The organism is Dactylosporangium sp. CA-233914 (assembly GCF_050942935.1).
GTDB lineage: Bacteria > Actinomycetota > Actinomycetes > Mycobacteriales > Micromonosporaceae > Dactylosporangium.
Genome location: NZ_CP192030.1, coordinates 9,532,616 through 9,553,122 on the forward strand (window position 1 = coordinate 9,532,616; position 20,507 = coordinate 9,553,122).

General features: G+C 70.4%; 20 protein-coding genes. 7 read left to right on the plus strand and 13 right to left on the minus strand.

Features of this window, described 5'->3' with window-relative positions; translation table 11 throughout:
- Positions 1 to 38: 38 nt before the first annotated feature.
- Positions 39 to 2,105 carry a transketolase gene (gene tkt / locus ACQPY0_RS42300; protein ID WP_432974167.1) on the minus strand — a complete coding sequence of 689 codons (2,067 nt, stop codon included), beginning with the start codon at positions 2,103 to 2,105 and terminating at the stop codon, positions 39 to 41.
- 14 nt (positions 2,106 to 2,119) lie between these two features.
- Between tkt and ACQPY0_RS42305 the strand changes: the two genes are divergently transcribed.
- Positions 2,120 to 4,117: a DUF4118 domain-containing protein gene (locus ACQPY0_RS42305; RefSeq protein ID WP_432974169.1), complete on the plus strand. Its 1,998-nt coding sequence runs from the start codon at positions 2,120 to 2,122 to the stop codon at positions 4,115 to 4,117.
- A 47-nt stretch (positions 4,118 to 4,164) separates the two neighbouring features.
- Here the strand turns inward: ACQPY0_RS42305 and chrA are convergent, their stop codons facing one another.
- The 4 genes from chrA to ACQPY0_RS42325 all read right to left on the minus strand — a co-directional run bounded on the left by chrA (position 4,165) and on the right by ACQPY0_RS42325 (position 7,356).
- A complete protein-coding gene (chrA, locus tag ACQPY0_RS42310) occupies positions 4,165 to 5,325 on the minus strand; it encodes a chromate efflux transporter (RefSeq protein ID WP_432974171.1) in 1,161 nt (386 codons plus the stop codon).
- 110 nt (positions 5,326 to 5,435) lie between these two features.
- The gene (locus ACQPY0_RS42315) at positions 5,436 to 5,882 is read right to left on the minus strand and encodes a chromate resistance protein ChrB domain-containing protein (protein WP_432974173.1); all 447 of its coding nucleotides are present in this window, start codon (positions 5,880 to 5,882) and stop codon (positions 5,436 to 5,438) included.
- Positions 5,882 to 6,376 (minus strand): Chromate resistance protein ChrB, encoded by a 495-nt coding sequence (locus ACQPY0_RS42320; RefSeq protein ID WP_432974175.1) that lies wholly within the window; start codon positions 6,374 to 6,376, stop codon positions 5,882 to 5,884. The genes ACQPY0_RS42315 and ACQPY0_RS42320 overlap by 1 nt, the downstream gene beginning before the upstream one ends.
- Before the next feature lie 110 nt (positions 6,377 to 6,486).
- Complete coding sequence (locus ACQPY0_RS42325; RefSeq protein WP_432974177.1) at positions 6,487 to 7,356, minus strand: sensor histidine kinase; 870 nt, start codon at positions 7,354 to 7,356, stop codon at positions 6,487 to 6,489.
- On the opposite strand from ACQPY0_RS42325, the gene ACQPY0_RS42330 reads away from it, so the two are divergent.
- Positions 7,355 to 7,546, plus strand: a complete 192-nt coding sequence (locus tag ACQPY0_RS42330) for a hypothetical protein (RefSeq protein ID WP_432974179.1) — start codon at positions 7,355 to 7,357, stop codon at positions 7,544 to 7,546. The genes ACQPY0_RS42325 and ACQPY0_RS42330 overlap by 2 nt on opposite strands.
- A 1-nt stretch (position 7,547) precedes the next feature.
- Here ACQPY0_RS42330 and ACQPY0_RS42335 read toward each other — a convergent pair whose 3' ends face one another.
- The 4 genes from ACQPY0_RS42335 to ACQPY0_RS42350 form a co-directional block, all read right to left on the minus strand.
- Positions 7,548 to 8,198: a DUF305 domain-containing protein gene (locus tag ACQPY0_RS42335; protein WP_432974181.1), complete on the minus strand. Its 651-nt coding sequence runs from the start codon at positions 8,196 to 8,198 to the stop codon at positions 7,548 to 7,550.
- Positions 8,199 to 8,686: 488 nt separating this feature from the next.
- Positions 8,687 to 9,958 (minus strand): amylo-alpha-1,6-glucosidase, encoded by a 1,272-nt coding sequence (locus ACQPY0_RS42340; protein ID WP_432974183.1) that lies wholly within the window; start codon positions 9,956 to 9,958, stop codon positions 8,687 to 8,689.
- A gap of 122 nt (positions 9,959 to 10,080) precedes the next feature.
- Positions 10,081 to 10,965 (minus strand): SMP-30/gluconolactonase/LRE family protein, encoded by an 885-nt coding sequence (locus tag ACQPY0_RS42345; protein WP_432974185.1) that lies wholly within the window; start codon positions 10,963 to 10,965, stop codon positions 10,081 to 10,083.
- A 106-nt stretch (positions 10,966 to 11,071) separates the two neighbouring features.
- Positions 11,072 to 11,827 carry a FadR/GntR family transcriptional regulator gene (locus ACQPY0_RS42350; protein WP_432974187.1) on the minus strand — a complete coding sequence of 252 codons (756 nt, stop codon included), beginning with the start codon at positions 11,825 to 11,827 and terminating at the stop codon, positions 11,072 to 11,074.
- Between the two features lie 100 nt (positions 11,828 to 11,927).
- Here ACQPY0_RS42350 and ACQPY0_RS42355 point away from each other — a divergent pair, with 100 nt between their 5' ends.
- The 5 genes from ACQPY0_RS42355 to ACQPY0_RS42375 are packed head-to-tail and all read left to right on the plus strand — an operon-like array spanning position 11,928 to position 16,569.
- The gene (locus ACQPY0_RS42355; protein WP_432974189.1) at positions 11,928 to 13,679 is read left to right on the plus strand and encodes a dihydroxyacetone kinase family protein; all 1,752 of its coding nucleotides are present in this window, start codon (positions 11,928 to 11,930) and stop codon (positions 13,677 to 13,679) included.
- Positions 13,676 to 14,146 carry a ribose-5-phosphate isomerase gene (locus ACQPY0_RS42360; RefSeq protein ID WP_432974191.1) on the plus strand — a complete coding sequence of 157 codons (471 nt, stop codon included), beginning with the start codon at positions 13,676 to 13,678 and terminating at the stop codon, positions 14,144 to 14,146. Before ACQPY0_RS42355 ends, ACQPY0_RS42360 begins: the two co-directional genes overlap by 4 nt.
- Positions 14,147 to 14,148: 2 nt before the next feature.
- On the plus strand, positions 14,149 to 14,910 hold the full coding sequence (locus ACQPY0_RS42365) for a triose-phosphate isomerase family protein (protein WP_432995591.1): 762 nt from the start codon (positions 14,149 to 14,151) through the stop codon (positions 14,908 to 14,910).
- Positions 14,907 to 15,719 (plus strand): sugar phosphate isomerase/epimerase family protein, encoded by an 813-nt coding sequence (locus ACQPY0_RS42370; RefSeq protein ID WP_432974193.1) that lies wholly within the window; start codon positions 14,907 to 14,909, stop codon positions 15,717 to 15,719. The genes ACQPY0_RS42365 and ACQPY0_RS42370 overlap by 4 nt, the downstream gene beginning before the upstream one ends.
- Complete coding sequence (locus tag ACQPY0_RS42375) at positions 15,712 to 16,569, plus strand: phosphogluconate dehydrogenase C-terminal domain-containing protein (protein ID WP_432974195.1); 858 nt, start codon at positions 15,712 to 15,714, stop codon at positions 16,567 to 16,569. Before ACQPY0_RS42370 ends, ACQPY0_RS42375 begins: the two co-directional genes overlap by 8 nt.
- A 67-nt stretch (positions 16,570 to 16,636) precedes the next feature.
- On the opposite strand, the gene ACQPY0_RS42380 is transcribed toward ACQPY0_RS42375, so the two are convergent.
- Genes ACQPY0_RS42380 through ACQPY0_RS42395 form a run of 4 tightly spaced genes read right to left on the minus strand, consistent with a single transcriptional unit; the run spans position 16,637 to position 20,505 of the window.
- A complete protein-coding gene (locus tag ACQPY0_RS42380) occupies positions 16,637 to 17,671 on the minus strand; it encodes a LacI family DNA-binding transcriptional regulator (protein ID WP_432974197.1) in 1,035 nt (344 codons plus the stop codon).
- A gap of 19 nt (positions 17,672 to 17,690) precedes the next feature.
- Complete coding sequence (locus ACQPY0_RS42385) at positions 17,691 to 18,758, minus strand: hydroxyacid dehydrogenase (protein WP_432974199.1); 1,068 nt, start codon at positions 18,756 to 18,758, stop codon at positions 17,691 to 17,693.
- Entirely contained in the window at positions 18,755 to 19,606 is an 852-nt protein-coding gene (locus ACQPY0_RS42390) for an amidohydrolase family protein (protein WP_432974201.1), read from the minus strand. The genes ACQPY0_RS42385 and ACQPY0_RS42390 overlap by 4 nt, the downstream gene beginning before the upstream one ends.
- Positions 19,603 to 20,505 carry a carbohydrate ABC transporter permease gene (locus ACQPY0_RS42395; protein ID WP_432974203.1) on the minus strand — a complete coding sequence of 301 codons (903 nt, stop codon included), beginning with the start codon at positions 20,503 to 20,505 and terminating at the stop codon, positions 19,603 to 19,605. The genes ACQPY0_RS42390 and ACQPY0_RS42395 overlap by 4 nt, the downstream gene beginning before the upstream one ends.
- Positions 20,506 to 20,507 lie beyond the last annotated feature (2 nt).

Genomic DNA, 20,507 nt, shown 5'->3' on the forward strand with positions numbered 1-20,507 from the left:
CCCCTCCTTGCCGGCTTCGGGTGCGGCCGCCTCGACGGTCAGGTATTCGCGGCCACCTGCTCCCGGGCCACCTGCGCTACCCGGTCGGGTGTGAACCCGAATTTGGTCAGCAGCTGCTTGAGCGGCGCGGAGGCGCCGAACGTGTGCATGCCGACGACCGCGCCGGCGTCCCCCACGTACCGTTCCCAGCCGAGCGTCGACGCCTGCTCGATCGCGACCCGGGCGCGGACCGCCGGGGGCAGCACCTCGTCGCGGTACTGGCGTGGCTGCCGGTCGAACAGCTCCCAGCACGGCATGCTCACCACCCGGGCGCCGATCCCGCCGGCGGCGAGTTCGTCGCGTGCCGCGAGCGCCAGCGCCACCTCCGAGCCGGTGGCCAGCAGGATCACGTCCGGCTCGCCGGAGGGCGGGTCGGCCAGCACGTACGCCCCCTTCGCGACCCCGGCCGCGGCGGCCACCTGGGTGCGGTCGAAGGTGGGCAGCGGCTGCCGGGTGAGCACGAGCGCCGCCGGCTCGCGTCGCAGTCCGGCGACCACCCGCCAGGTTTCGACCACCTCGTTCGCGTCGGCCGGACGGAAGACCAGCAGCCCCGGCATCGCCCGCAGCGAAGCGAGCTGCTCGACCGGCTGATGGGTCGGCCCATCCTCGCCGACCCCGATCGAGTCATGGCTGAAGATGTGCAGCGTCGGGATCTCCATCAACGCCGACAGCCGGATCGCGGCCCGCGCGTAGTCGGAGAAGATCAGGAAGCTCGACCAGTACGAGCGAAGCTTGGAAAGCGCCATCCCGTTGGCGATCGCCGCGGCCGCGTGCTCGCGGATACCGAGGTGGAAGTTGCGTCCGGACCGCTCGCCGGCCTGGAAGTCGCCGGCGCCGGGGAACGTGAGCCGCGTCTTGGTGGACGGGGCGAGATCGGCCGAGCCGCCCAGCAGCCACGGCACCGCCTGCGCCAGCGCGTTGAGCACCTGAGCCGAGGACTCGCGGGTGGCGACACCCTTCGCATCGGCCGGGAAGGTCGGCAGCGCATCCTGCCAGCCGTCCGGAAGTTCCCGTCGCTGCATCCGCTCGATCTCGTCGGCCAGCTCCGGGTACCGCGCCCGGTACGCCGCGAAGCTCGACTGCCAAGCCGTGCGCGCCGCCCCACCCCGGGCGCCGATGCCCTGCGCGAACCACTCGGACACCTGGTCCGGGATGTAGAAGTCGACGTCCTCGGGCATGCCGAAGAACCGTTTGGTCTCCCGTACGGCCTGCGGGCCGAGCGGTTGGCCGTGCGCCTGCGCGGTGTCCTCGACCGGGGAGCCGTACCCGATATGGCTGTGCACCACGATCAGCGTCGGCCGCTCGTGTTCGGCCTGGAAGTTGTGCAGCGCCCGCTGCACCGAGTCGAGGTCGTTGGCGTCCGCGACGGTCGTCACGTTCCAGCCGTACGCCAGGAACCGCTCGGCCACATCCTCGGTGAACGCGAGGTCGGTGGAGCCCTCGATCGTCACCCGGTTCGAGTCGTAGATCCAGCACAGGTTGGCCAACCGCAGGTGACCGGCGAGCGAGGCCGCCTCCGACGAGATGCCCTCCATCAGGTCGCCGTCGCCGGTGATCGAGTACACGTCGAAGTCGAACAGCCGGAAGTCGTCCCGGTTGTACCGGGACGCCAGCCACCGGCCGGCGATGGCCATCCCCACCGAGGTCGCGTCCCCCTGGCCGAGCGGCCCGGTGGTGGTCTCGACCCCGCTCGTCCACCGGTACTCGGGGTGGCCGGGAGCACGCGAGTCGAGCTGCCGGAACGTCTTGAGGTCTTCGAGGGTGACCGAGGGACGGCCGAGCACCTCGTAGTCCGGGTCGACGGCTCGCACCCCGGTCAGGTGCAGCAGCGACCACAACAGCGCCGAGGCGTGCCCTTCGGACAGCACGAACCGGTCCCGGTTCGGCCAGATCGGATCAGCCGGGTCGAACCGCAGGAACCGCTGCCACAGCGTGTACGCGACCGGCGCGATCCCCATCGGCGTACCCGGATGCCCGGACTCCGCCCGCTGGATCGCGTCCATGCACAGGCCTCGGATGGTGTTGACGGAAAGGGTGTCCAGATCAATGGCCGTGGTAGTCAACATGACCTCCGTGGATCGTGGATCTTGGCGTAGATCTTTGCGCCACGGTCGGCGCGTCGGCATCCCAACTCGTACAAACCAATATCCGCAGGGTCCCGACAGACTCACCCGGACCGAGCGATTGCCCCGCTCTGCGGCCAAGCACAGCTGCCATTCAGCGGACTAGACTGTTATCAGTGCATGTCGGTTCGCTGTCCTGGCTGGTGCGACCGACACCCCCGCCTCGGTGGCTGGGGATCGCGGTCGCCGCCTTGCTGATCGTGGTGGAGACCCTGCTGGTCTATCCGCTCCAGCAGGTCATGGCACCGTTCTACCCAGGCATGATCTACATCGTTGGCGTGCTGGTGGCCTCGATGGTGTGGGGCATGTGGTTCGGACTGGTTATCGCGGTGGCCAGTACCGCGGCGTTCGTCTTCTTCCACGTCCAGCCCGTCGAGAGGTTCGCCGTCTCGGACATGCGGCAGGTCGTCGGGTTGGGGGTTCTGCTCATCGTCGCGGTGGCGACGAGCGCGGTGGCGGACCTGTCCCGGCTGCACGCCGTCCAGGCCCAGGAGTCTGATCTCACTGCCGAGATGGCCCGGCTGCTGCTGCACGCGGACGATCCGCCCGAGGTGCTGCCCGCGGTCGCCCAGTGCATCGCGCGATCGCTCGACCTGCCGGACGCGGCGATCCACCTTGCCGTCGTCCCTGGTAATGGCCGGCACTTGGCGTTTCCGCTGTGCGCCGGCGCGGCCCGGCTGGGGACCCTGGTGGTGCCGGTCGACCTGCCCGAGCGGACGGTCCTGCGGCTGCGGCAGCGGGTCGTGCCGTCATTGGCGTCGCTGTTGCACTCCGGGTGCGAACGCGCGGCCGTGCTGGACTCGCTGGAAGCAAGCCGAGAGCATCTGGGCCAGTTGGCCGCCGAACAAGCCGCGTTGGGCCGGGTGGCGAACCTCGTGGCGCACGGCGGTAGTCCATCCCAGGTCTTGGATGCGATCACGACGGAGCTGTCCGGGCTGCTCGGCGAATACGCCACGTGGCTGTGTCGCTACGAGTACGACGGTACGGCCATCATCGTGTCGACCAACCCGCCCGCCCAGCGGCCGGACCAGATGCGCTGGCCGCTGGAGGGTGAGAACGTCCTGGCGATGGTGTGGGACACCGGTCGCCCGGCCCGGATGGACAGCTTCGAAACCGCTGTCGGCCGCGCCGCCGCGACCGCCCGTGAGCAGGGCATCCGCTCCGCGGTCGGGGTGCCGATCGTCGTCGAGGGGCGGCTGTGGGGCATGGCGGGCATTGCATCCGCCGAGCCCGAGCCGCTGCCACCCGACACCGAGGCCCGCGTCGCGGGCTTCGTGGACCTTGCCGTCACCGCCATCGCCAACGCCGACAGCCAGGCCGAGCTCGCCGCGTCCCGAGCCCGGCTGGTCGCCGCCACCGACCAGGCCCGCCAGCGCATCGAGCGCAACCTGCACGACAGCGCGCTGCAGCACTTCTTCGTCGTCGCCATGCACCTCGGCACTGTGCAGGCCGGCCTGCCGCCGGAACAGGAACGGACCAAGGCGGAACTGTCGCGCGTCCTGTGCGACCTGAACAGTGCCGTGAACGACCTGCGGGAGATCTCGCGGGGCATCCATCCGACGTTGCTGGCCGCGGGCGGCCTGCCACCCGCGCTCAAGGCACTCGCCCGCCGATCGCCGGTAGCGGTCGACCTCGATCTGCGCACCTGCCCGCGCATGCCCCCGGTGGTTGAGACAGCCGCGTACCATGTCGTGTCCGAAGCGCTGACCAACGCGGCCAGACACGCCCACGCCTCGGTGGTGCGGGTGCAGGCGGCAACCCGGGACGGCATCCTGCACCTGTCGATCCGCGACGACGGTGTCGGAGGCGCCGACCCACACCGCGGGACCGGCCTCACCGACCTCCGCGACCGGGTCGAGGCACTCGGCGGACACCTCACCATCACCAGCCCCGCAGGCGGCGGCACCCTGCTGCTGACCACCATCCCGACCGCATCCTCGCAAACCGGCTGGTGATGTGTTCGGCGCCGTACTTCGGTTGCCATCGGCGAATCGGTGCGCGTTCACAGGGGCCAGTGCAGGGCGAGGCCGGCGGCGGCGCCAAGGCCGACCAGGATCGGTTCTTTGATCTTCCACTTGAGCAGCAGCCCGAGCGCGATCACCGCGATGGCGGCGGATGGCCAGTCGGCAATGGTCTGCCGGGACAGCACCACCACGGCGCCGGCGATCGCGCCGGCCGCTGCAGCGGTGGCACCTTTGACGAAGGCCTGGATCTGCGGGTTACCGCGGTGGCGGATGAACCACCGGCCGGGCACCACCACTCCGAGGAAGATCGGGGTGAAGATCGCCACGGTGGCCACGATGGCGCCTTGCCAGCCGGCGACGAGGTAGCCGATGAACGTGGCGGTGATGACGACCGGCCCGGGGGTGATCAGGCCCATCGCGACGGCGTCGAGGAACTGCCCGTCGGTCAGCCAGTGATGCTGATGGACGACGCCTTCGCGCAGGAACGGCACGATGGCCAGGCCGCTGCCGAAGATGAACGCGCCGGCCTTGAGGAAGAACCAGCCCACCGCGAGGAGGGTGCCGCCGCCTGCCGCCGCAGCCAGAGCCTTACCCACCAGTCCCTTACCCGCCAACGGCCCGAGGCCTGGCACCGCTACGGCGGCGGCGCGGGTGGGGCGGTGTAGCCAGCGGGGCGGGGCGTCGAGGACGATCATGAGCAGCCCGGCGGCGATGAACAGCAGCGCGATCTCCGCGCCGGTCAGCGCAGTGACCACCGCGAGGACCAGGCTGATCGCCCACAGTCGCAGGTCGCGGTGGTTGGTCATCCGGGCCAGTTTGTACGCGGCCACGGCGATGATGGCCATGACGGCGGGGGCGATGCCGTGGAACAGCGCCTGCACCACGGGCAGGCCCTGGTATTGGGCGTAGACGATGGCCACGGCGAGCACGAGCAGGAACGACGGGGCGATGAACGTCGCCGCGGTCACGAGGGCGCCGATGGTGCCGGCGCGCAGGTATCCCAGCCACATCACCACCTGCGCGGCGAGGGGGCCGGGCATGGTCTGGCCCAGGGCGACGCCGTCGAGAAAGTCCTGCCGCGACAGCCAGGCGCGTCGCTCGACCAGGTCGCGTTGCATGTAGCCGACGGTGGCGATCGGCCCGCCGAACCCCCACGTACCGAGGCCGAGGAAGTAGCCGAGGAACGTCCGCTGCGGCACGGTCCGCACATCAGGTCCAGCAACCCGGGCACCGCGACCAGCGGCCGTCTCGGGCTCTGGCGTTGTAGCGCCCCCTCGCGGTCGGGCACGCTTCGATGGGTCGAGGTTGTTCATGCCGGCTCCCGGCCCAGCAGCAGGGCGCGGCGCTGGAACTCGTACAGGCCGTCGAAGATCGGCCCGGTCACCTCCAGCATCCGCTCGTCGTCGCACACCATGGACAGCCCGCGCAGCACCACGTCCAGGCCGGGCGCCTCGGGGGCGTCGTAGCGTTCATCGTCCAGATCGGCCTCGTGCACGATCTGCCCGATGCGCCACAACACCGGGTCGGTCAGGTCGTGGCGGCGCAGGATCGTCTCGAAGCTGCAGTCGGCCGCCCCATCCGGGCCGACATGGTGGGACAGCTCCACCCCGCGCATGTCGAACGCGATCGCGCCCGGCGGCAGGTCGGCGGGGTCAGCGACGAACAGGAACTCGGCGTCCGGGTCGAGGAACCGGCGGATCAGCCAGGCACAGGCGGCCCGGTCGATGTGGATCCCGGCTCGAGTGGCCCACCTCATCACGACACCTCCTGCACATCCGTGTCCGTTTCCTGTGCTGCGGCATCGGCCAGCAATGCCTGGACCGCGGCGTTCGCGAGATCCCGCTGCGGTGGCGGGAAGTAGTCGCGGCGGCCGATACGGCGCAGCTCGCCACGCAGCCGCTCGCCGCTGCGGCGGGCCTCCCGCTCCCCCACCGCCGACACGGCGCCGACCGCGGCGATCACCGCCTCGTACTCGGCGGCGCGGGCAGCAGCCATCCGGGCCGCAAGATCGCGCTCCTGCACGGCGGAGGCGGGCCGGGCCAGCCAGATCGACGCCTCGCCACCGGCCTCGACGATCTCGTCGGCGATCCACTCCAGCTGCTCGCGGGTGCGGGCGTCGGCGGGCAGCGTGACGAGCCCATCCGCCAGTTGCGCCACCCCGAGCCGCCTGAGCTTGCGCCACACCGTGATCCGCGGTGTGGACGGTTCCCGGGGAAGCCGATAGCACAACATCACCCACGACTCCGCCATCCGATCACCACTCACACTTCCATGTAACCACGGTTACACCGCTTCGGTTACCGGTTCCACGGTGGCGTTGGCCGGGCCGGTGATGTCGCTGCTGGCGGCGGCGGCCACGGTCACGCTCGGGGCGTGCCGGTCGCCGGCTCGGTCGGTTCCGGGGCTGCCGGGAGCAGGACGGTGATCGTTGTGCCGGTGGCGGGGTGGGTGCACGGTACCGGGGTGGGCTGCGGGTGGTGGGTGGCGCCGGAGCACCACCACAGGTGCCCGTCGTGGGCGGCGACGATCGCGTCGACGAGGGAAAGGCCGAGGCCGGTGCCGGCGGTGGTGCGGGCAGTATCGGCGCGGGCGAAGCGTTCCGCGGCGTGGGGCAGGAATTGGGCCGGCATGCCGGGGCCGGTGTCGTGGACCGTGAGCCGCGCGTACCCGTCGGTGGTGCTGGTGGCGATGGTGATCGGCGGTGCGCCGTGGCGGGTGGCGTTGTCGAGCAGGTTGGTGGTGATCCGTTCGAGGCGGGCCGGGTCGATGCGGACCGGTGGCGTGGGCTCGAGGTCGGTGCGCAGTGTGGTGCCGGTGAGGTCGGCGGCGTTGCGGTACCGCTGGATGACCGGCGGGAGGGCCATGGCCAGGCCAATCGCCGCTGTGGCCGCGTCGGGAGCGGCCTGGACGCCGACGGCCAGGAGGGTGTCGGCGAGCGCGATGAGCCCGGCGGTGTCGGTGGCGGCGGCGCGCAGGGCGTCCACGAGTTCCGCGGCGGGGCGGGGGCGGCGCAGCGCGAACTCCAGCTCCGCGGCCAGCAGGGTCCGTTCGTCCAGGCCGCCGCGGTCGCCGCGGCTTGGACCGTCGCATGTCTCGTCATCGGCTACCTGGCGCTGCGCCGCCGCGACATCACCGGAGGCTGAACCGCCATGATCCGTACCCGCGTCCGCATGCGATCGCGGCGGCCCCAAGGTCGCCGACACCGGCCCCGGACCCGACTGGATCTGCATGATCACCTTCACCGACGACCAGGGCCAGCGCCGGCAGGGCAAGTTCGAGGTCCAGGCCCACGCCGACGCGACCTACGTCGCCGGCGGCCCGTCCAAGCTCGTCGGCGCCGCCACGATCACCGACGAGCGCGGCAACGACGTGCCCAACCCGGTCTTCGAGTTCGACGGCGCCTTCGACCCCGACAGCTGACTCACAGGTGGCCGGCCATTCGCTGCATCGCGACGATCTCGGCCTGCTGTGTCTGCACGATGCGGCCGGCGAGGGCCTTGGCGTCCGGGTTGGTGCCGTGGGCCAGCTCGGCCTGGGCCATGGTGATCGCTCCCTGATGGTGAGTGATCATCATTTGGAGGAACAGCTTGTCGAAATCATTGCCGGTCGCCGCCTTCAGCTTCGCCATGTCGGCGCTGGACATCATGCCCGGCATCGTCGGCATCCCGCTGGGCATCATGCCATGTGGCATCGTGCCGCTCGGCATGCAATGCATGCCGGGACAGCTCGGCATCGTGGTCGGCTGGCCCCAAGCGGCCAGCCAGCCCTTCATCGTCGCGATCTCCGTCTTCTGCTCGGTGCTGATCCTGGCGGCGAGTTGCTTGACGTCCGGATCGGTCGCCTTCGTCCCGGCAAGGGCGGCCATCTGCACCGCTTGCTCATGGTGCGGGATCATCATTCGGACGAACATCGCGTCGACGTTGTTGAACGTGGGATTGACGCTCACACTGCCGTTGGTCGGCGCTGTAGGAGTACCGCCGCTGCCTGCAGTGTCACTACAGGCGGCGAGCGTGACGGTGGCGGTGAGGGCGGCGCCGACCAGCACGGCGCGGCCCCGCGTGGAGCACTTCATGTGGCGTGGACTCTTTCGGCTCGGTGTGGTGAACTGAGCGGCCTTCCCCCTGTGACGTGGCCACACCGAACGCGGGCGCCATCGACCGCGTGACCTGGAGCCGCAGTCCGGCCCGCGGCCGGATCCGGCGCTACCCCGCGCTCCTGGGTGTGCCGCCGGCATGCTTCCCGAACCGGGTGGCGATATGCGAGCGCGACGCGGGGGTTCACCTCCCGGGCGGCCGGGCCGTAGCCCTTACTCGGCCACGCCGCCGGACGCCTCACCCGGCCCGTACGCCATCGTCATCGCGGTGTTTCCCCTGAGGGGCAACGCCCCGCGCGAACCGGCGGTACAGTCGCCGGCGCTGGAACCTGGACCGGAGGAGCCGGCCGTGGGCCGCCGCGATGAGCAGCAGGCCACGAACTCGATCGGCGACACCCACGACACGTCCGGCCAGCCGCCCCACCCGGGTGGCGCCCAGCACGGCGGGAAACGCAGCGGAATCGCGCTCAGAACTCCGTCACCATAGGGCGGTTGTTGAGGAACGCGATCATCTGGAGGACCAGGAAGTTCCAGTTCTGGAAGTTCCTCGTCATGATCGGTTCGCCGCTGTCCGGATGGTAGAACTCGTGCAGGCAGCCGTTGGTCTCCAGGTCGTGTCCGAACAGCCGGACCGTCTTCTCCGCCAGATCCCGCGCGTCGTCGGTGAAGCCGTACTTGAGCAGGCCGCGGAAGACCAGGTAGTTGCTGATCCCCCAGATCGGGCCGAGCCAGTTGGACGGATTGTTGGATGCGCGAAGGTCGTACATCTTCTCGAGCCTGGACAGCGACCGGATCCCGTAGTTCGCGGCGAAGGTTCGCGGGTCGCGGATCCGCTCGACCATCCGCTGCGCCTGTTCCGTGGACGCGAATCCCGCCCACATCGGAAGGAAGCTCGACCAGTTGTCGATCCGCAGCAGCAACGACGACCAGGCCCGCGGAGCTCCACTGTGGAGCCAGTCAGCGGGGTCGACGGCACGCAGCCCGAGGTCGGCGCTGTAGAAAGTCCCGTCGCGCTCGTCCCAGCAGTGCCGGTTGATCGCATCCGCGAGGTCCTGGGCGCGACGCCGCCACCGCAGCGACTCCTGTGTCTCGCCGAGCTGCTCCAGCAGCTGCCCGTACGCCAGCAGCTCGCGATACATCAGGCTGTTGAGGTAGATGGCGGCCGTGCTCTTCACCGGACGGTAGTACACCGACGGGTCGTTGTCGACGCCGATCGCGAAGTCGGTCTGCCAGTACACGAGGCCGGTCTCCTCGTGGTAGTGGCGAGTGAGGTAGCCGGTGAGGAACGCCTCGAGTTTGCGAAGGTGGGGTCGCAGCCACTGAGCATCCCCGCGCCGCCGCGCCAGGAGGGTGGCGTGTTGCACGAGCACCGGCTTGTGTGTGTTCTGGTGCCGGGCGTACTCCTCCTCGCTGCCGAAGTCACCGTGCCGGAGGCTCCCCTCGGGGTTGAGCTGGATCGGCACGAAGCCGTCGTCGGTGGTGTGGTCGAGGAAGTTGAGGATGCTCCCTTCCTCGTACTGCGCGTACCGACCCGGTTGCCCGGTCTCCGCCTCGACCTGTGCCAGCACGACGCTCGCCCACCAGGAGTCCCAGTCCCACAGATGGCCGCTGTAGTACGGCGAGTCGGGACTGCTCGGGACCAGGAAAGGGTGTTGGAGGACGCCCACCGGTTCACGCGTCATCTCGTCGCTCTTCGCGAGGATGTGAGCGCTCAGGAGCGACGCGTAACGGTCGATCATGGTGTTCCTTCCATCCTGTGTCCACTGTGGATCAGAGGAGCTCGGCGGCCGCGACCGTGAGGAAGCTTTTCCCCTTGCTTCTCGGCCTCGCCGGGCGAGGCGAGACTTCTGCTACGGCCGCCTCATCGGTCCGCGTATCGCGCGTCCGTCGTAGCGGTCCGAATCCGATAGAGACTCGTCGAAGCGGTGATGTACAGTGTCCGGCCGTCGTCACCGCCGAAGCACAGATTCGACACCTTCTCGGGTACCGGTAACCCGGCCAGCCGCTCGCCGGCCGGCGTGAACACCTGGACCGAGTCCGCGCTGGAGCTCCAGATGCGACCTTCGGCGTCCACCCGCATGCCGTCCGTGCCGCCCGGGCGTACAGCGACAAGGTCCCGGCCGTGCGTGCAATGCGCGCCGTCGACGACGTCGTACGCACGGATGACGGCCGGGCCTCCGGGGACCTGCAGGTATCCCGTGTCGGCCACGTACAGGACCGACTCGTCCGGAGAGAACGCGAGACCGTTGGGATGCACCATGTCGGTGATGACCGGGGCCGCCGCGCCGGACGCTTCGTCGAAGCGGAAGACGAAGCATCCGCCGTACTCGGGCCGGCCCGGGTAGCCCTCGCGGCCGCTCTCGTGGATGCCGTACGGCGGATCGGTGAACCAGATCGTGCCGTCGCGCGCCACCACGACATCGTTGGGCGAGTTGAACCGTCCGTGCTCCCAGCGGTCCACGAGGGTCCGCGGGCCGTCGTGCGACTCACGCTCGATCGCCCGCCGGCCGTGACTGCATTGAACGACGCGGCCCTGCCGATCAAGGGTCCGCCCGTTCGAGAAGCCGGCATCGGTCCGCAAGACGTGGGTGGTGCCGCTCGCATCGTCGTACTCGAGGATGCGGTTGCCGGGAATGTCGCTCCAGCGCAGCCGACGCAGCGCCGGCAACCACACTGGACCTTCGCCCCACGTGGCCCCGGTGAACAGGTTCTCAAGGACCGCATCGGCCGGGAACAGGTCGGTCACAGCGGTCACCGTACAGGCCGTTGATACGTTTTAAAAGCCATCGGGCGAAAGTTTTGATACGTTTCAGCGTCGGCTCCCGACCGGCTTCCGGCTGCCGCCGGCGCGATCAGCGGGCCGGCTCCCCCGCCGTACTCGCATCTGCCAGCAGCCGCCGGCCCGCGGTGACCATGTGCACCGCCATGGCCGAGGCGGCCGCGTCACCGTTGCCCGCCACGATCGCGTCGTGGACCGCGACATGTTCGGCGATGGCGAGGCGTACCTGCTCGGGCTCGTGCACCGCACGATCCACCCACACCCGCAGCAACGAGCGGATGATCCGTAGCAGGTCGACCAGGGTCGCGTTGCCGGTCGCGTCGGCCAACTCCTGGTGGAAGCGCTGATCGGCCTCGACGAACGCGGGGATGTCCGCGCGGGACTGGCGCATCCGCTGCAGATGGCTACCGAGACGGGCGACGCCGTCCGGACTCATCCGCTCCGCGGCCAGGCGGGCCGCGTAAATCTCGAGCGCGCCGCGAAGCTCGACCAGGTCCTCGGTGCGACGCCGCCCGATCAGCATGCCCCAGCTGAGGCTCTGCGGCAGCAGCTCGCTGGTGCTGCCACGCAGGAAGGTGCCGGCACCGGCTCGCACCTCGACAATCCCGAGTATCTCGAGCGCGGCGAGTGCCTCACGGACCGCCGAACGGCCCACGCCCAGCGTCGCCGCGAGGTGCCGCTCGGGTGGCAGGCGCGTGCCGGGTTCCAGGCTGCCGCTGGTGAACAGGTCGAGCAGGCTCGTCGCCACCGCCGACACCGCGCTCCCCGACGGCAGCGCGCCGAGCGCGGCACCGATCTCCGCCGAGCGGTCATCGCGGTACGCAGGCATGCCATCACGATAGCGGAGCGTGCGGCGGGACCGATGAGCCACTTCCCAAAACCGGTCAACCGGTTGCTATGATGGGCACCCGTGCGCTGAGGAGGGGTCCATGACCCGACTGTTCAACGACCCCGTCGGCTTCGCCGACGAGATGACCGACGGATTCGCCGCGGCCTACGCACGGTTCGTCCGCCGGGTCCCTGGCGGCGTGGTCCGTCAGGACGGCACGGCCGCCGGCGAGGTGGCCGTCGTAATCGGGGGCGGCTCCGGGCACTATCCGGCGTTCGCGGGCCTCGTCGGCCCGGGCCTGGCGCATGGCGCCGCCATGGGCGACCTGTTCGCCTCGCCGTCCGCCGCGCGGGTGCGTTCGGTGGCCCAAGCCGCTGACGGTGGCGCCGGCATCCTGTTCTGCTACGGCAACTACGCGGGCGACGTCCTCAACTTCACCGAAGCCCAGGAACGACTGCGGGCGGACGGGGTCGACGTCCGGACCGTGCTCGTGACCGACGACGTGTCCAGCGCACCGCGCGAATCACGCGAACGCCGACGCGGCATCGCCGGCGATCTGGCGGTGTTCAAGCTGGCCGGCGCCGCCGCGGCCCGGGGTGCCGCGCTCGACGACGTGGAGCGGGTCGTGCGGCGGGCCAACGACCGCACCCGCACGCTGGGTGTCGCCTTCTCCGGCTGCACGCTGCCCGGTGCGTCCGAGCCGCTGTTCCGCGTGCCTGAGGGGCGCATGGCGGTGGGCATGGGCATTCATGGCGAGCCCGGCATCTCCGACGACGACCTGCCGACGGCCGACGAGCTGGCCGCGCTGTTCGTCGGCCGGCTCCTCGGCGAACTGCCCGACGACGTCAGCACGCCGGCGGACGGTCGCGTCGCAGTCATCCTCAACGGTCTCGGCTCGGTGAAGTACGAGGAGCTGTTCGTCGTCTACCGCGGTGTGGCCCGGCGGCTCGCCGAGGCCGGTGTCACGACCGTCGATCCCGATGTCGGCGAGTTCTGCACCAGCTTCGACATGGCCGGCGCCTCGCTCACGCTGACCTGGCTCGATGACGAGCTCGAGGAACTCTGGCTCGCACCGGCGGACACTCCCGCCTACCGCAAGGCCCCGACCGCGCTCACCAGGCGTGCGGGCACGCCGGCCGCGGACGTGACGACAGCCCAGCCGCCGGCCGCCGCTGAACCCACGCTCGGGTCCGAAGCGTCCCGCGCGGCCGCCGCGACGGCCTGCGCGGTGCTCGACGCCGTCGCCGCGGCGGTGGCCGACGCGGCCGACGAGCTGGGCCGCCTCGACGCGGTGGCCGGCGACGGCGACCACGGCATCGGGATGCGACGGGGGGCCCTGGCCGCGGCCGAGGCGGCCCGGCCCGCGCGCGACCGTGGCCTGGGCTGCGGGCAGGTCCTGGCCATCGCCGGCGACGCCTGGGCGGACAGGGGCGGCGGGACCTCCGGTGCCTTGTGGGGTACGACGCTGCGCGCGGTCGGCCATCGTCTGGGTGACGTGGAGGCGCCAACGCCGGGTGCGGTCGCCGAAGCGGTCGCCGATGCCCTCGCCGCCGTCCGGCGACAGGGCGGCGCGGCCCTGGGCGACAAGACGCTCGTCGACGCCTTCGCGCCCTTCGTGGACGGGCTGACCCGCCGGATCGCCGACGGGAGCTCCCTCGCGGCCGCCTGGCTCGCGGCGGCCCAGGCGGCCACCACCGCGGCCGACGCCACCGCGGACCTGCTGCCCCGGCTCGGCCGAGCCCGCCCACACGCCGAGCGCAGCCTCGGCACTCCGGACCCGGGTGCGCGGTCCTTCGCCATCGCCATGACGGCCGCCGCCCTTTGCCTGACGCAACTCGAGGAGGAAGCGTGACCGATCGCCTGCGGATCGTCGTCGGCGGCGACGACGCCGGGTATCGCTACAAGGAGGTACTCAAGGCGGACCTGGAGGCGAGCGACCTCGTCGCCTCCGTCGTCGACGTCGGTGTGGACGCCGACGGCCATACGCCCTACCCTCGCGTCGCGATCGAGGCCGCCGAGATGATCGCCCGCGGCGAGGCCGACCGGGCCCTGCTGATCTGCGGGACCGGTCTCGGTGTGGCGATCTCGGCCAACAAGGTGCCCGGGATCCGGGCCGTGACGGCGCACGACAGCTTCTCCGTCGAGCGGTCCGTGCTGAGCAACAACGCCCAGGTGCTGTGCCTGGGTCAGCGGGTCATCGGCATCGAGCTCGCCCGGCGGCTCGTCCGCGAGTGGCTCGGCTATCGCTTCGACCCCACCAGCGCCAGCTCCGACAAGCTCGCCGTGCTCGGGCGGTACGAGATGAAGGAAGCGTCTTGACCATGCCTCTGGTCATCGGTGTGAGCCTCAAGATGTACTTCGGGCTGCGCGCCGCACACGACTGGTGCCGCGCCGTCGCGGCGCTGGTCGCCGGCCGGCCCGAGCTGGAGGACGGGCGCACGGTGCTGTTCGTCGCGCCCAGCCACCTCGCCATCCCGGGCGCCGCCGGCGCGTTCGTGGGCACGCCGGTCCGCGTGGCCGCTCAGGACGTGGCCGCCGACGAACCGGGGCCGTACACGGGCGAGGTGAGCGCGGCCGAGCTCGCCGAGGCCGGCGTCTCAGTGGTCGAGATCGGCCACGCCGAACGGCGCGGGCTGTTCGGTGAGACCGACGAGACGGTGGCCACCAAGGTCGCGACCGCCGCCCGGCACGGCCTCACACCGCTCATCTGCGTCGGTGCGCGGCCGCACGAGGACGCGATGGCCGTCGCCGAAGCCCAGCTCCGCGCGGCGCTGACCGGACGGCCCGCCGGACCGGTGTGGGTGGCCTACGAGCCGCTGGCGTCCATCGGCGCCCCGCAGCCCGCGCCGGCGAGCGAGGTCACGCCCGTGACCCGGCGACTACGCGCGGTGCTCGCCGAGGTGACCGGGCGTCCGGACGGAGCCGTGCTCTACGGCGGCAGCGCCGGCCCGGGGCTTCTCGGCGAACTCGCCGATGGTGTGGACGGGCTGTTCCTGGGCCGCTTCGCGCACGATCCGGCCCGCCTGGCCAAAGTACTCGACGAAGCCGCGGCGCGGCCATCGGCAGCGGGAGGACGGCGTTGATCGGCCTCGGCACGTACGCCTACTTCTGGCAGCTATCCGACCGGATGCCACAGCCGCTGACCCTCGGCCAGGCCCTCGAACGAACGGCGGCCCACGGGGTCGGCATGTTCCAGATCTGTGACTATCCAAGGATTCTGACGTTCTCGCCCGGCGAGCTGCGCGACCTGCGTCAGCGCGCGGACGACCTCGGGATCCGGCTCGAGCTCGGCACCCGGGGAACCGCCACGGAGCATCTGACAGCCTTTCTGCGTCTCGCAGACGTCCTCGGCGCCGCGGTCGTACGGACGATGCTCAACCCGGTGGGCGACAAGTCGACCCTCGGGCAGTCCGAGCAGCGGCTGCGTCGCGTGCTACCGGACTACGACCAGGCCGGTGTGACGCTCGTGCTCGAGACGTACGAACGGGTACCGGTGCGCGAGCTGGTCCGGCTCGTCGAGACGGTCGGCTCGGACCGGCTCGGCATATGCCTGGACCCGGGTAACGGTGTCGCGGCGCTCGACCTGCCCCGCGACACCGTCGAGCTGTGCGCCCCGTACGTAGCGGACGTCCATGTCAAGGACTTCGCGTTCACCCGCAGCGAGGGCTGGGTCGGGTTCCAGTTCACCGGGGCCCCGCTCGGCACGGGGCTGCTGGACTACGCGCACATGGCGCGTGCGGTAGAGCCGCAGCGCCGGGGCATCTCCCAGATCGTCGAGCACTGGCTGCCCTGGCAGGGCGATCCCGCGGCGACCGCGGCCGAAGAGCAACGCTGGACGGCCGTCGCACTCGAATACCTCCGCGACTATCAGAAGGAGCACGGCAATGAGTGATACCGACGCCTTGAAGATCGCGGTGATCGGGGCCGGCGGGAAGATGGGGATGCGGGTCTCCAACAATCTCGTCCGGACGGCACACCAGGTCTGGTACAGCGAGAACTCGCCGGCCGGGCAGGAACGCGTGACGGCGGCCGGCCGCACGCTCACCGACTCGCCCACCGCCGTGGCCGATGCCGACGTGGTGATCCTGGCCGTCCCCGACCTGGCGCTGGCGACCGTGTCGGCCGAGCTGGTTGCGCTGATGAAGCCGGGCAGCGTCCTGCTCACGCTCGACCCGGCGGCCGCGTACGCCGGCCTGCTCACCCGGCGCGACGAGGTCGTCCAGGCGGTCACGCACCCGTGCCACCCGTCGGTCTTCGTGGAGCGCCACACTCCCGAGGAGTACGCGGACACGTTCGGCGGCATAGCGGCCCGGCAGGACGCGATCGCCGCCGTCGAGTCGGACGACTCGGCCGTAAAGGACCGGGTGGAGACGGTCGTGCGGGCCATCTTCGCCCCGGTCGGCGACGTTCACTGGGTGACGGTCAAGCAGCTCGCCCAGCTGGAACCGACCCTGGTCGAGACCATCGCCTGCATGGTCGGCTCGCTGCTGAAGGAGGCGCTCGACGAGACCGTGGCCCTCGGCGTTCCGGAGCCGGCGGCCCGGGCGATCCTGCTCGGCCACACCCAGGTCGCGCTGGCGAACACGTTGAAGGGCGACAACCCGTTCAGCGACGCCTGCCTCATCGCGATGGACTACGGACGCGAATCCATCCTTCGCGACGACTGGAAGAAGGTCTTCCGCGACGACGAGCTCGACCATGTGCTGGCCCGGATGCTGCACCTGAAGCAGATCGCCCGCTAAGGAAGGTCGTCCGGGCCGGATCGCCACGACCGGCCCGGACGACCCGCTCCCCTGCTCCTCGCCCGGCTCAGGCGGGCGCCCGACCGCTCGTACTGGACCGGATGACGAGCTCCGGTGTGAACACCTCATGACGCACCGCACCGGACTCGATGTTCTTCAGCAGCAGGTCCACGGCTGCCGATCCAAAGTCCTCGTGTGGCGTGCGGATCGAGGAAAGCGGAACGATCGATGACTCCGCGTACTCGATGTCGTCGTAGCCGATCACGGCGATATCCTCCGGGATCCGCACGCCGGCCGTGACGAACGCGTGCATGATGCCGATGGCCAGCAGGTCGTTGACCGCGAACACGGCGTCGGGCCGCTGGGCGGGCTCGCGGGCCACGATGCGATGCCCAACCGCCCGACCGGCCCGGATCGTGCGCTCCGCGATGTCGACCACCTCGAGGGTGGCCGTCCCGGCCTCACGCACCGCGAGGCTGGCCCCCTGCAACCGACCGGCCACCTGCTGGATCGACAGCGGTCCACCGACGAAGGCCAGCCGCCGGCGCCCGAGCGACAGCAGGTGCTCCCCGGCGAGCCGTCCACCGACGACCTCGTCCACGGAGACCGATGGCTGTTTGTCGGAGACGGCGCGGCCGCCGATCAGCACGTTCGGCGTGCCGCGCTTGCGCACCTCCGCCAGCCGGTCCTCCAACCGCTCGAACGACGCCACCAGCATGCCGCGCACCCGGTACCGCTCGAACAGCCCGATGTACTGGTCCTCCCGCTCGCGGTTGCCGTGCGCGTTGACCACGAACACCGCCAGCCCGTGCTCCGCCGCCCGCGCCTCCACGCCCTCCGCGAGGGTGAAGAAGAACGGGTTGCTGAAGTCGGGCGCGATGTACGCGATGGCGTTGCTCTCGCCGAGACGCAGCTGCCGGCCGACAATGTTCGGGACGAACCCGAGTTCCTCGATGGCGAGGCGGATGCGCTCCGCCTTCTGGTCCGACACCCGCTCCGGGTGGTTGAGGTAGTGCGACACCGTACCCAGCGCGACGCCCGCGTGCTTCGCCACCTCGCGAATGCCGACCTTGTTGACCGCGCCGTTGCCTCGTTCGCTCACTGTAGGGCTACCACACGTCTCACGAGGAACTGGGCTCGCGCGGCACCAGCCGGTAGCGCGGACGCACACCGGCGAGGACGCGCTCGACGTCGTCCACCATGTATTCGAAGAACCTCGGCTCGGCGGCGTCCGTCACGCCGGCGATGTGTGGACTGAGGAACACGTTAGGCATTGTGCGCAGCGGCGAGTCGATCGACAAGGGCTCCGGCTCGACGACATCGAGACAGGCGATGATGTCACCCTGCCGCAGCCGCTCTACCAGCGCCTCGGTATCCACGACGGCACCGCGGGACACGTTGACAAACACTGATCCAGGGCGCAGCCGGGCGATCTGCTCGGCACCGATCATCCCCGCCGTCGCCTGCGTCAGCGGCACGAGGCTGATGACGACGTCGGACCGCTCCAGCACGTTGTCCAGGCTCGTCAGGTCGATATCGTAGGCGTTGGCGAGAACGTCCGGGGCACCCGGGTCGCAGGCGAGCACGCGCACGTGGAACGGTCTGAGGAGTTCCAGCAGCCGGCGTCCCACGTTCCCGAGGGCGATGAGGCCGACCGTCTTCCCGGTGAGCTCGCCGTGCAGATATCCGGGATCCTCCAGGAACACGGTCCGGTCGGGCCAGAGCAGCTCACCCGCGACCAACCGGCGGAACAGCGCGCCCGCATTGCGAAGGCCGATCAACGCGAGCGCGAGCGCCCACTCGGCGACGGGATCCGACGACCCGTTGGTCGTGTCGGATACCACGATCCCCCGGCGGTGCGCGGCATCCACGTCCACCCGGGCCGCGAACCGGTCACCGTGGGTGTCACCGATCAGGCGCAGTCGCGGGGCCGCGGCCATGATGTCGTCGGTGATGCGCGGGCACCCGTAGCTCACGACGATCGCGTCGAGGTCACGGGCGAACTCGGCGACGCGCGCGGCCAGTGCCGGGTCCTGCGGCGGCGGCCCGAACACCCGGTCGGGACCCTCGAGCTCGAGCCAGACGACGTCGGCGGAGCGCTCGAGGCGCGCGACGTGTTCGGGGAAGAAGTAGCGGCGGCGGCCCGCCGCGGTCACGACGATACCGACCCGTGGCCGTGGCGCGCTCATCGCAGTCGTCCCCGTTCGCGTAGCAGTGTTTCCAGGGTGCCGCCCTGGATGCGGTTGATGTCGTCCTCGCTCAGGAAGTCCGCATGGTCCCGCAGCACCTGCAGCGCCTGGCGGTAGCTGTGGTGAGGCAGCAACGACGGCCAGTCGGACGCCCACACCATCCGGCCCGGGCCCCAGCTCTCGGCGAACGCCTTGACGATGGGCAACCGGTCGAGGTATGGGTAGTCCCACGGGCGGTCGTGCCCATAATAGTAGCCGGAGACTTTTACCAGCAGATTCGGCACATCTTCGCGGTCGAGGACGAGCCGCAGGCCCGCGTCGATCCCGTCGGGATGCAGCATGACGACCGCGAGATGGTTGACCAGGATCGGCACGTCCGGGAACCGGCGAGCGGTGTCGCGGAGGTCGTCGTACCACGCCGGCGGTGCGGCCAGGCTCACGAGCAGCCGCGCGTCCTGCGCGACCTGGAAGAACTCCCGCCCCGCCGCGGAGCGCAGCCAGCCGTCGTTGTCCGCGGCGAGGTAGTGGGACACGCCGACCGGGTGGTACCGCTCGACGGTCGCGCGGAGGCGGTCCGCCGCGCCCGGCCGGTGGTAGTCCGGCCCGAACCGGCTGTCGATGTCGGCGACCTGGAGCAACCGTCCTCTGTGGATCGCCGCGACCTCGGCACCGTAGTCGTTGTTGTCGCCGGCATGCTCGATGTGCGCGTTGACCACGAGCGCGGCATCGACACCGGCGCGGTCCATCTCGAGCAGCAGGTTCTCCGCCCGTCCCCGGGAATCGGAGTCGGGCACGTCGGGCCGGTAGGGCCAGCGCGGCCAGATGTGGGTGTGGGCGTCGACGATCATCCCTTCACCGACCCGGCCGTCAGGCCCCGCATGACCTGCTGGTTGAGCACGAGATACACGGCGAGGGTGCCGAACACGGTGATGCTGATGGCGGCGAAGAGGGGGCCGTAGTCGACGGAACCGTACTCGTCGCTGAAATGCAGGAGGCCGACCTGGACCGTCGAGAGCTTCGAGTCCACATTGAACGTCAGCGCGATCAGCAGATCGTTCCAGACCGAGAAGAACTGCAGGAGCCCGATGGTGAAGAGGCCGTTGCGGATCAGCGGCAGCCCGATCGAGAAGAACGCCCGGAACGGCCCGCCGCCCTCCATTGCCAGCGCCTCGAACAGTTCACGGGGCACCGCGCGGAAATAGGTGGCCATCATGAAGACGGTCAGCGGAAGCCCGTGGCCGACGTACGTGATGATCAGCGGCAGGTAGCCGTCCGAGAGGCCGAAGTTGAAGTAGATGGTGAACAGCGGCAGCAGCACCATCTGCAGTGGCACCATCATGCCGCCGACGATCAGGAAGAGGATGGTGTTGCGGCCCTTCCAGACCATCACCTCCAGGGCGAAGCCGGCCGCGGCGCCCAGGAGAAGAATGAGCACCAGGGACGGCACCGTGACGATGAGACTGTTGAGGGCGTAGTGGCCCAGGCTGCCGGTCGTCCACGCGTCGACGTAGTTGTGCCACTGCAACCCGCCCGGCAGGGACCACAGGGGTTCGTCGACGATCTCGCTCTTCGTCTTGAACGAGTTGGTCAGGATCCAGAACAGCGGGTAGAGCTCCGCGATGATGATCACCGCGATGAGCACCTTGACGAGCGTGCCGCCGGTGAGCCGGCGGGCGAGCGAGCCGGACCCCCGGCGCTGGGTCCCCTGCCGCGGAAGCGGAGTTGTGTCGACGTTGATCGCGGTCACGG

Bases quoted from the DNA above. Each gene is read 5' to 3' on its own strand.
- tkt (WP_432974167.1), bottom strand. From the start codon at position 2,105: ATGTTGACTACCACGGCCATTGATCTGGACACCCTTTCCGTCAACACC.
- ACQPY0_RS42315 (WP_432974173.1), bottom strand. From the start codon at position 5,882: ATGAGGTGGGCCACTCGAGCCGGGATCCACATCGACCGGGCCGCCTGT.
- ACQPY0_RS42320 (WP_432974175.1), bottom strand. From the start codon at position 6,376: ATGGCGGAGTCGTGGGTGATGTTGTGCTATCGGCTTCCCCGGGAACCG.
- ACQPY0_RS42330 (WP_432974179.1), top strand. From the start codon at position 7,355: ATGATCACCTTCACCGACGACCAGGGCCAGCGCCGGCAGGGCAAGTTC.
- ACQPY0_RS42325 (WP_432974177.1), bottom strand. From the start codon at position 7,356: ATGCAGATCCAGTCGGGTCCGGGGCCGGTGTCGGCGACCTTGGGGCCG.
- ACQPY0_RS42335 (WP_432974181.1), bottom strand. From the start codon at position 8,198: ATGAAGTGCTCCACGCGGGGCCGCGCCGTGCTGGTCGGCGCCGCCCTC.
- ACQPY0_RS42340 (WP_432974183.1), bottom strand. From the start codon at position 9,958: ATGATCGACCGTTACGCGTCGCTCCTGAGCGCTCACATCCTCGCGAAG.
- ACQPY0_RS42350 (WP_432974187.1), bottom strand. From the start codon at position 11,827: ATGCCTGCGTACCGCGATGACCGCTCGGCGGAGATCGGTGCCGCGCTC.
- ACQPY0_RS42355 (WP_432974189.1), top strand. From the start codon at position 11,928: ATGACCCGACTGTTCAACGACCCCGTCGGCTTCGCCGACGAGATGACC.
- ACQPY0_RS42365 (WP_432995591.1), top strand. From the start codon at position 14,149: ATGCCTCTGGTCATCGGTGTGAGCCTCAAGATGTACTTCGGGCTGCGC.
- ACQPY0_RS42375 (WP_432974195.1), top strand. From the start codon at position 15,712: ATGAGTGATACCGACGCCTTGAAGATCGCGGTGATCGGGGCCGGCGGG.
- ACQPY0_RS42385 (WP_432974199.1), bottom strand. From the start codon at position 18,758: ATGAGCGCGCCACGGCCACGGGTCGGTATCGTCGTGACCGCGGCGGGC.
- ACQPY0_RS42390 (WP_432974201.1), bottom strand. From the start codon at position 19,606: ATGATCGTCGACGCCCACACCCACATCTGGCCGCGCTGGCCCTACCGG.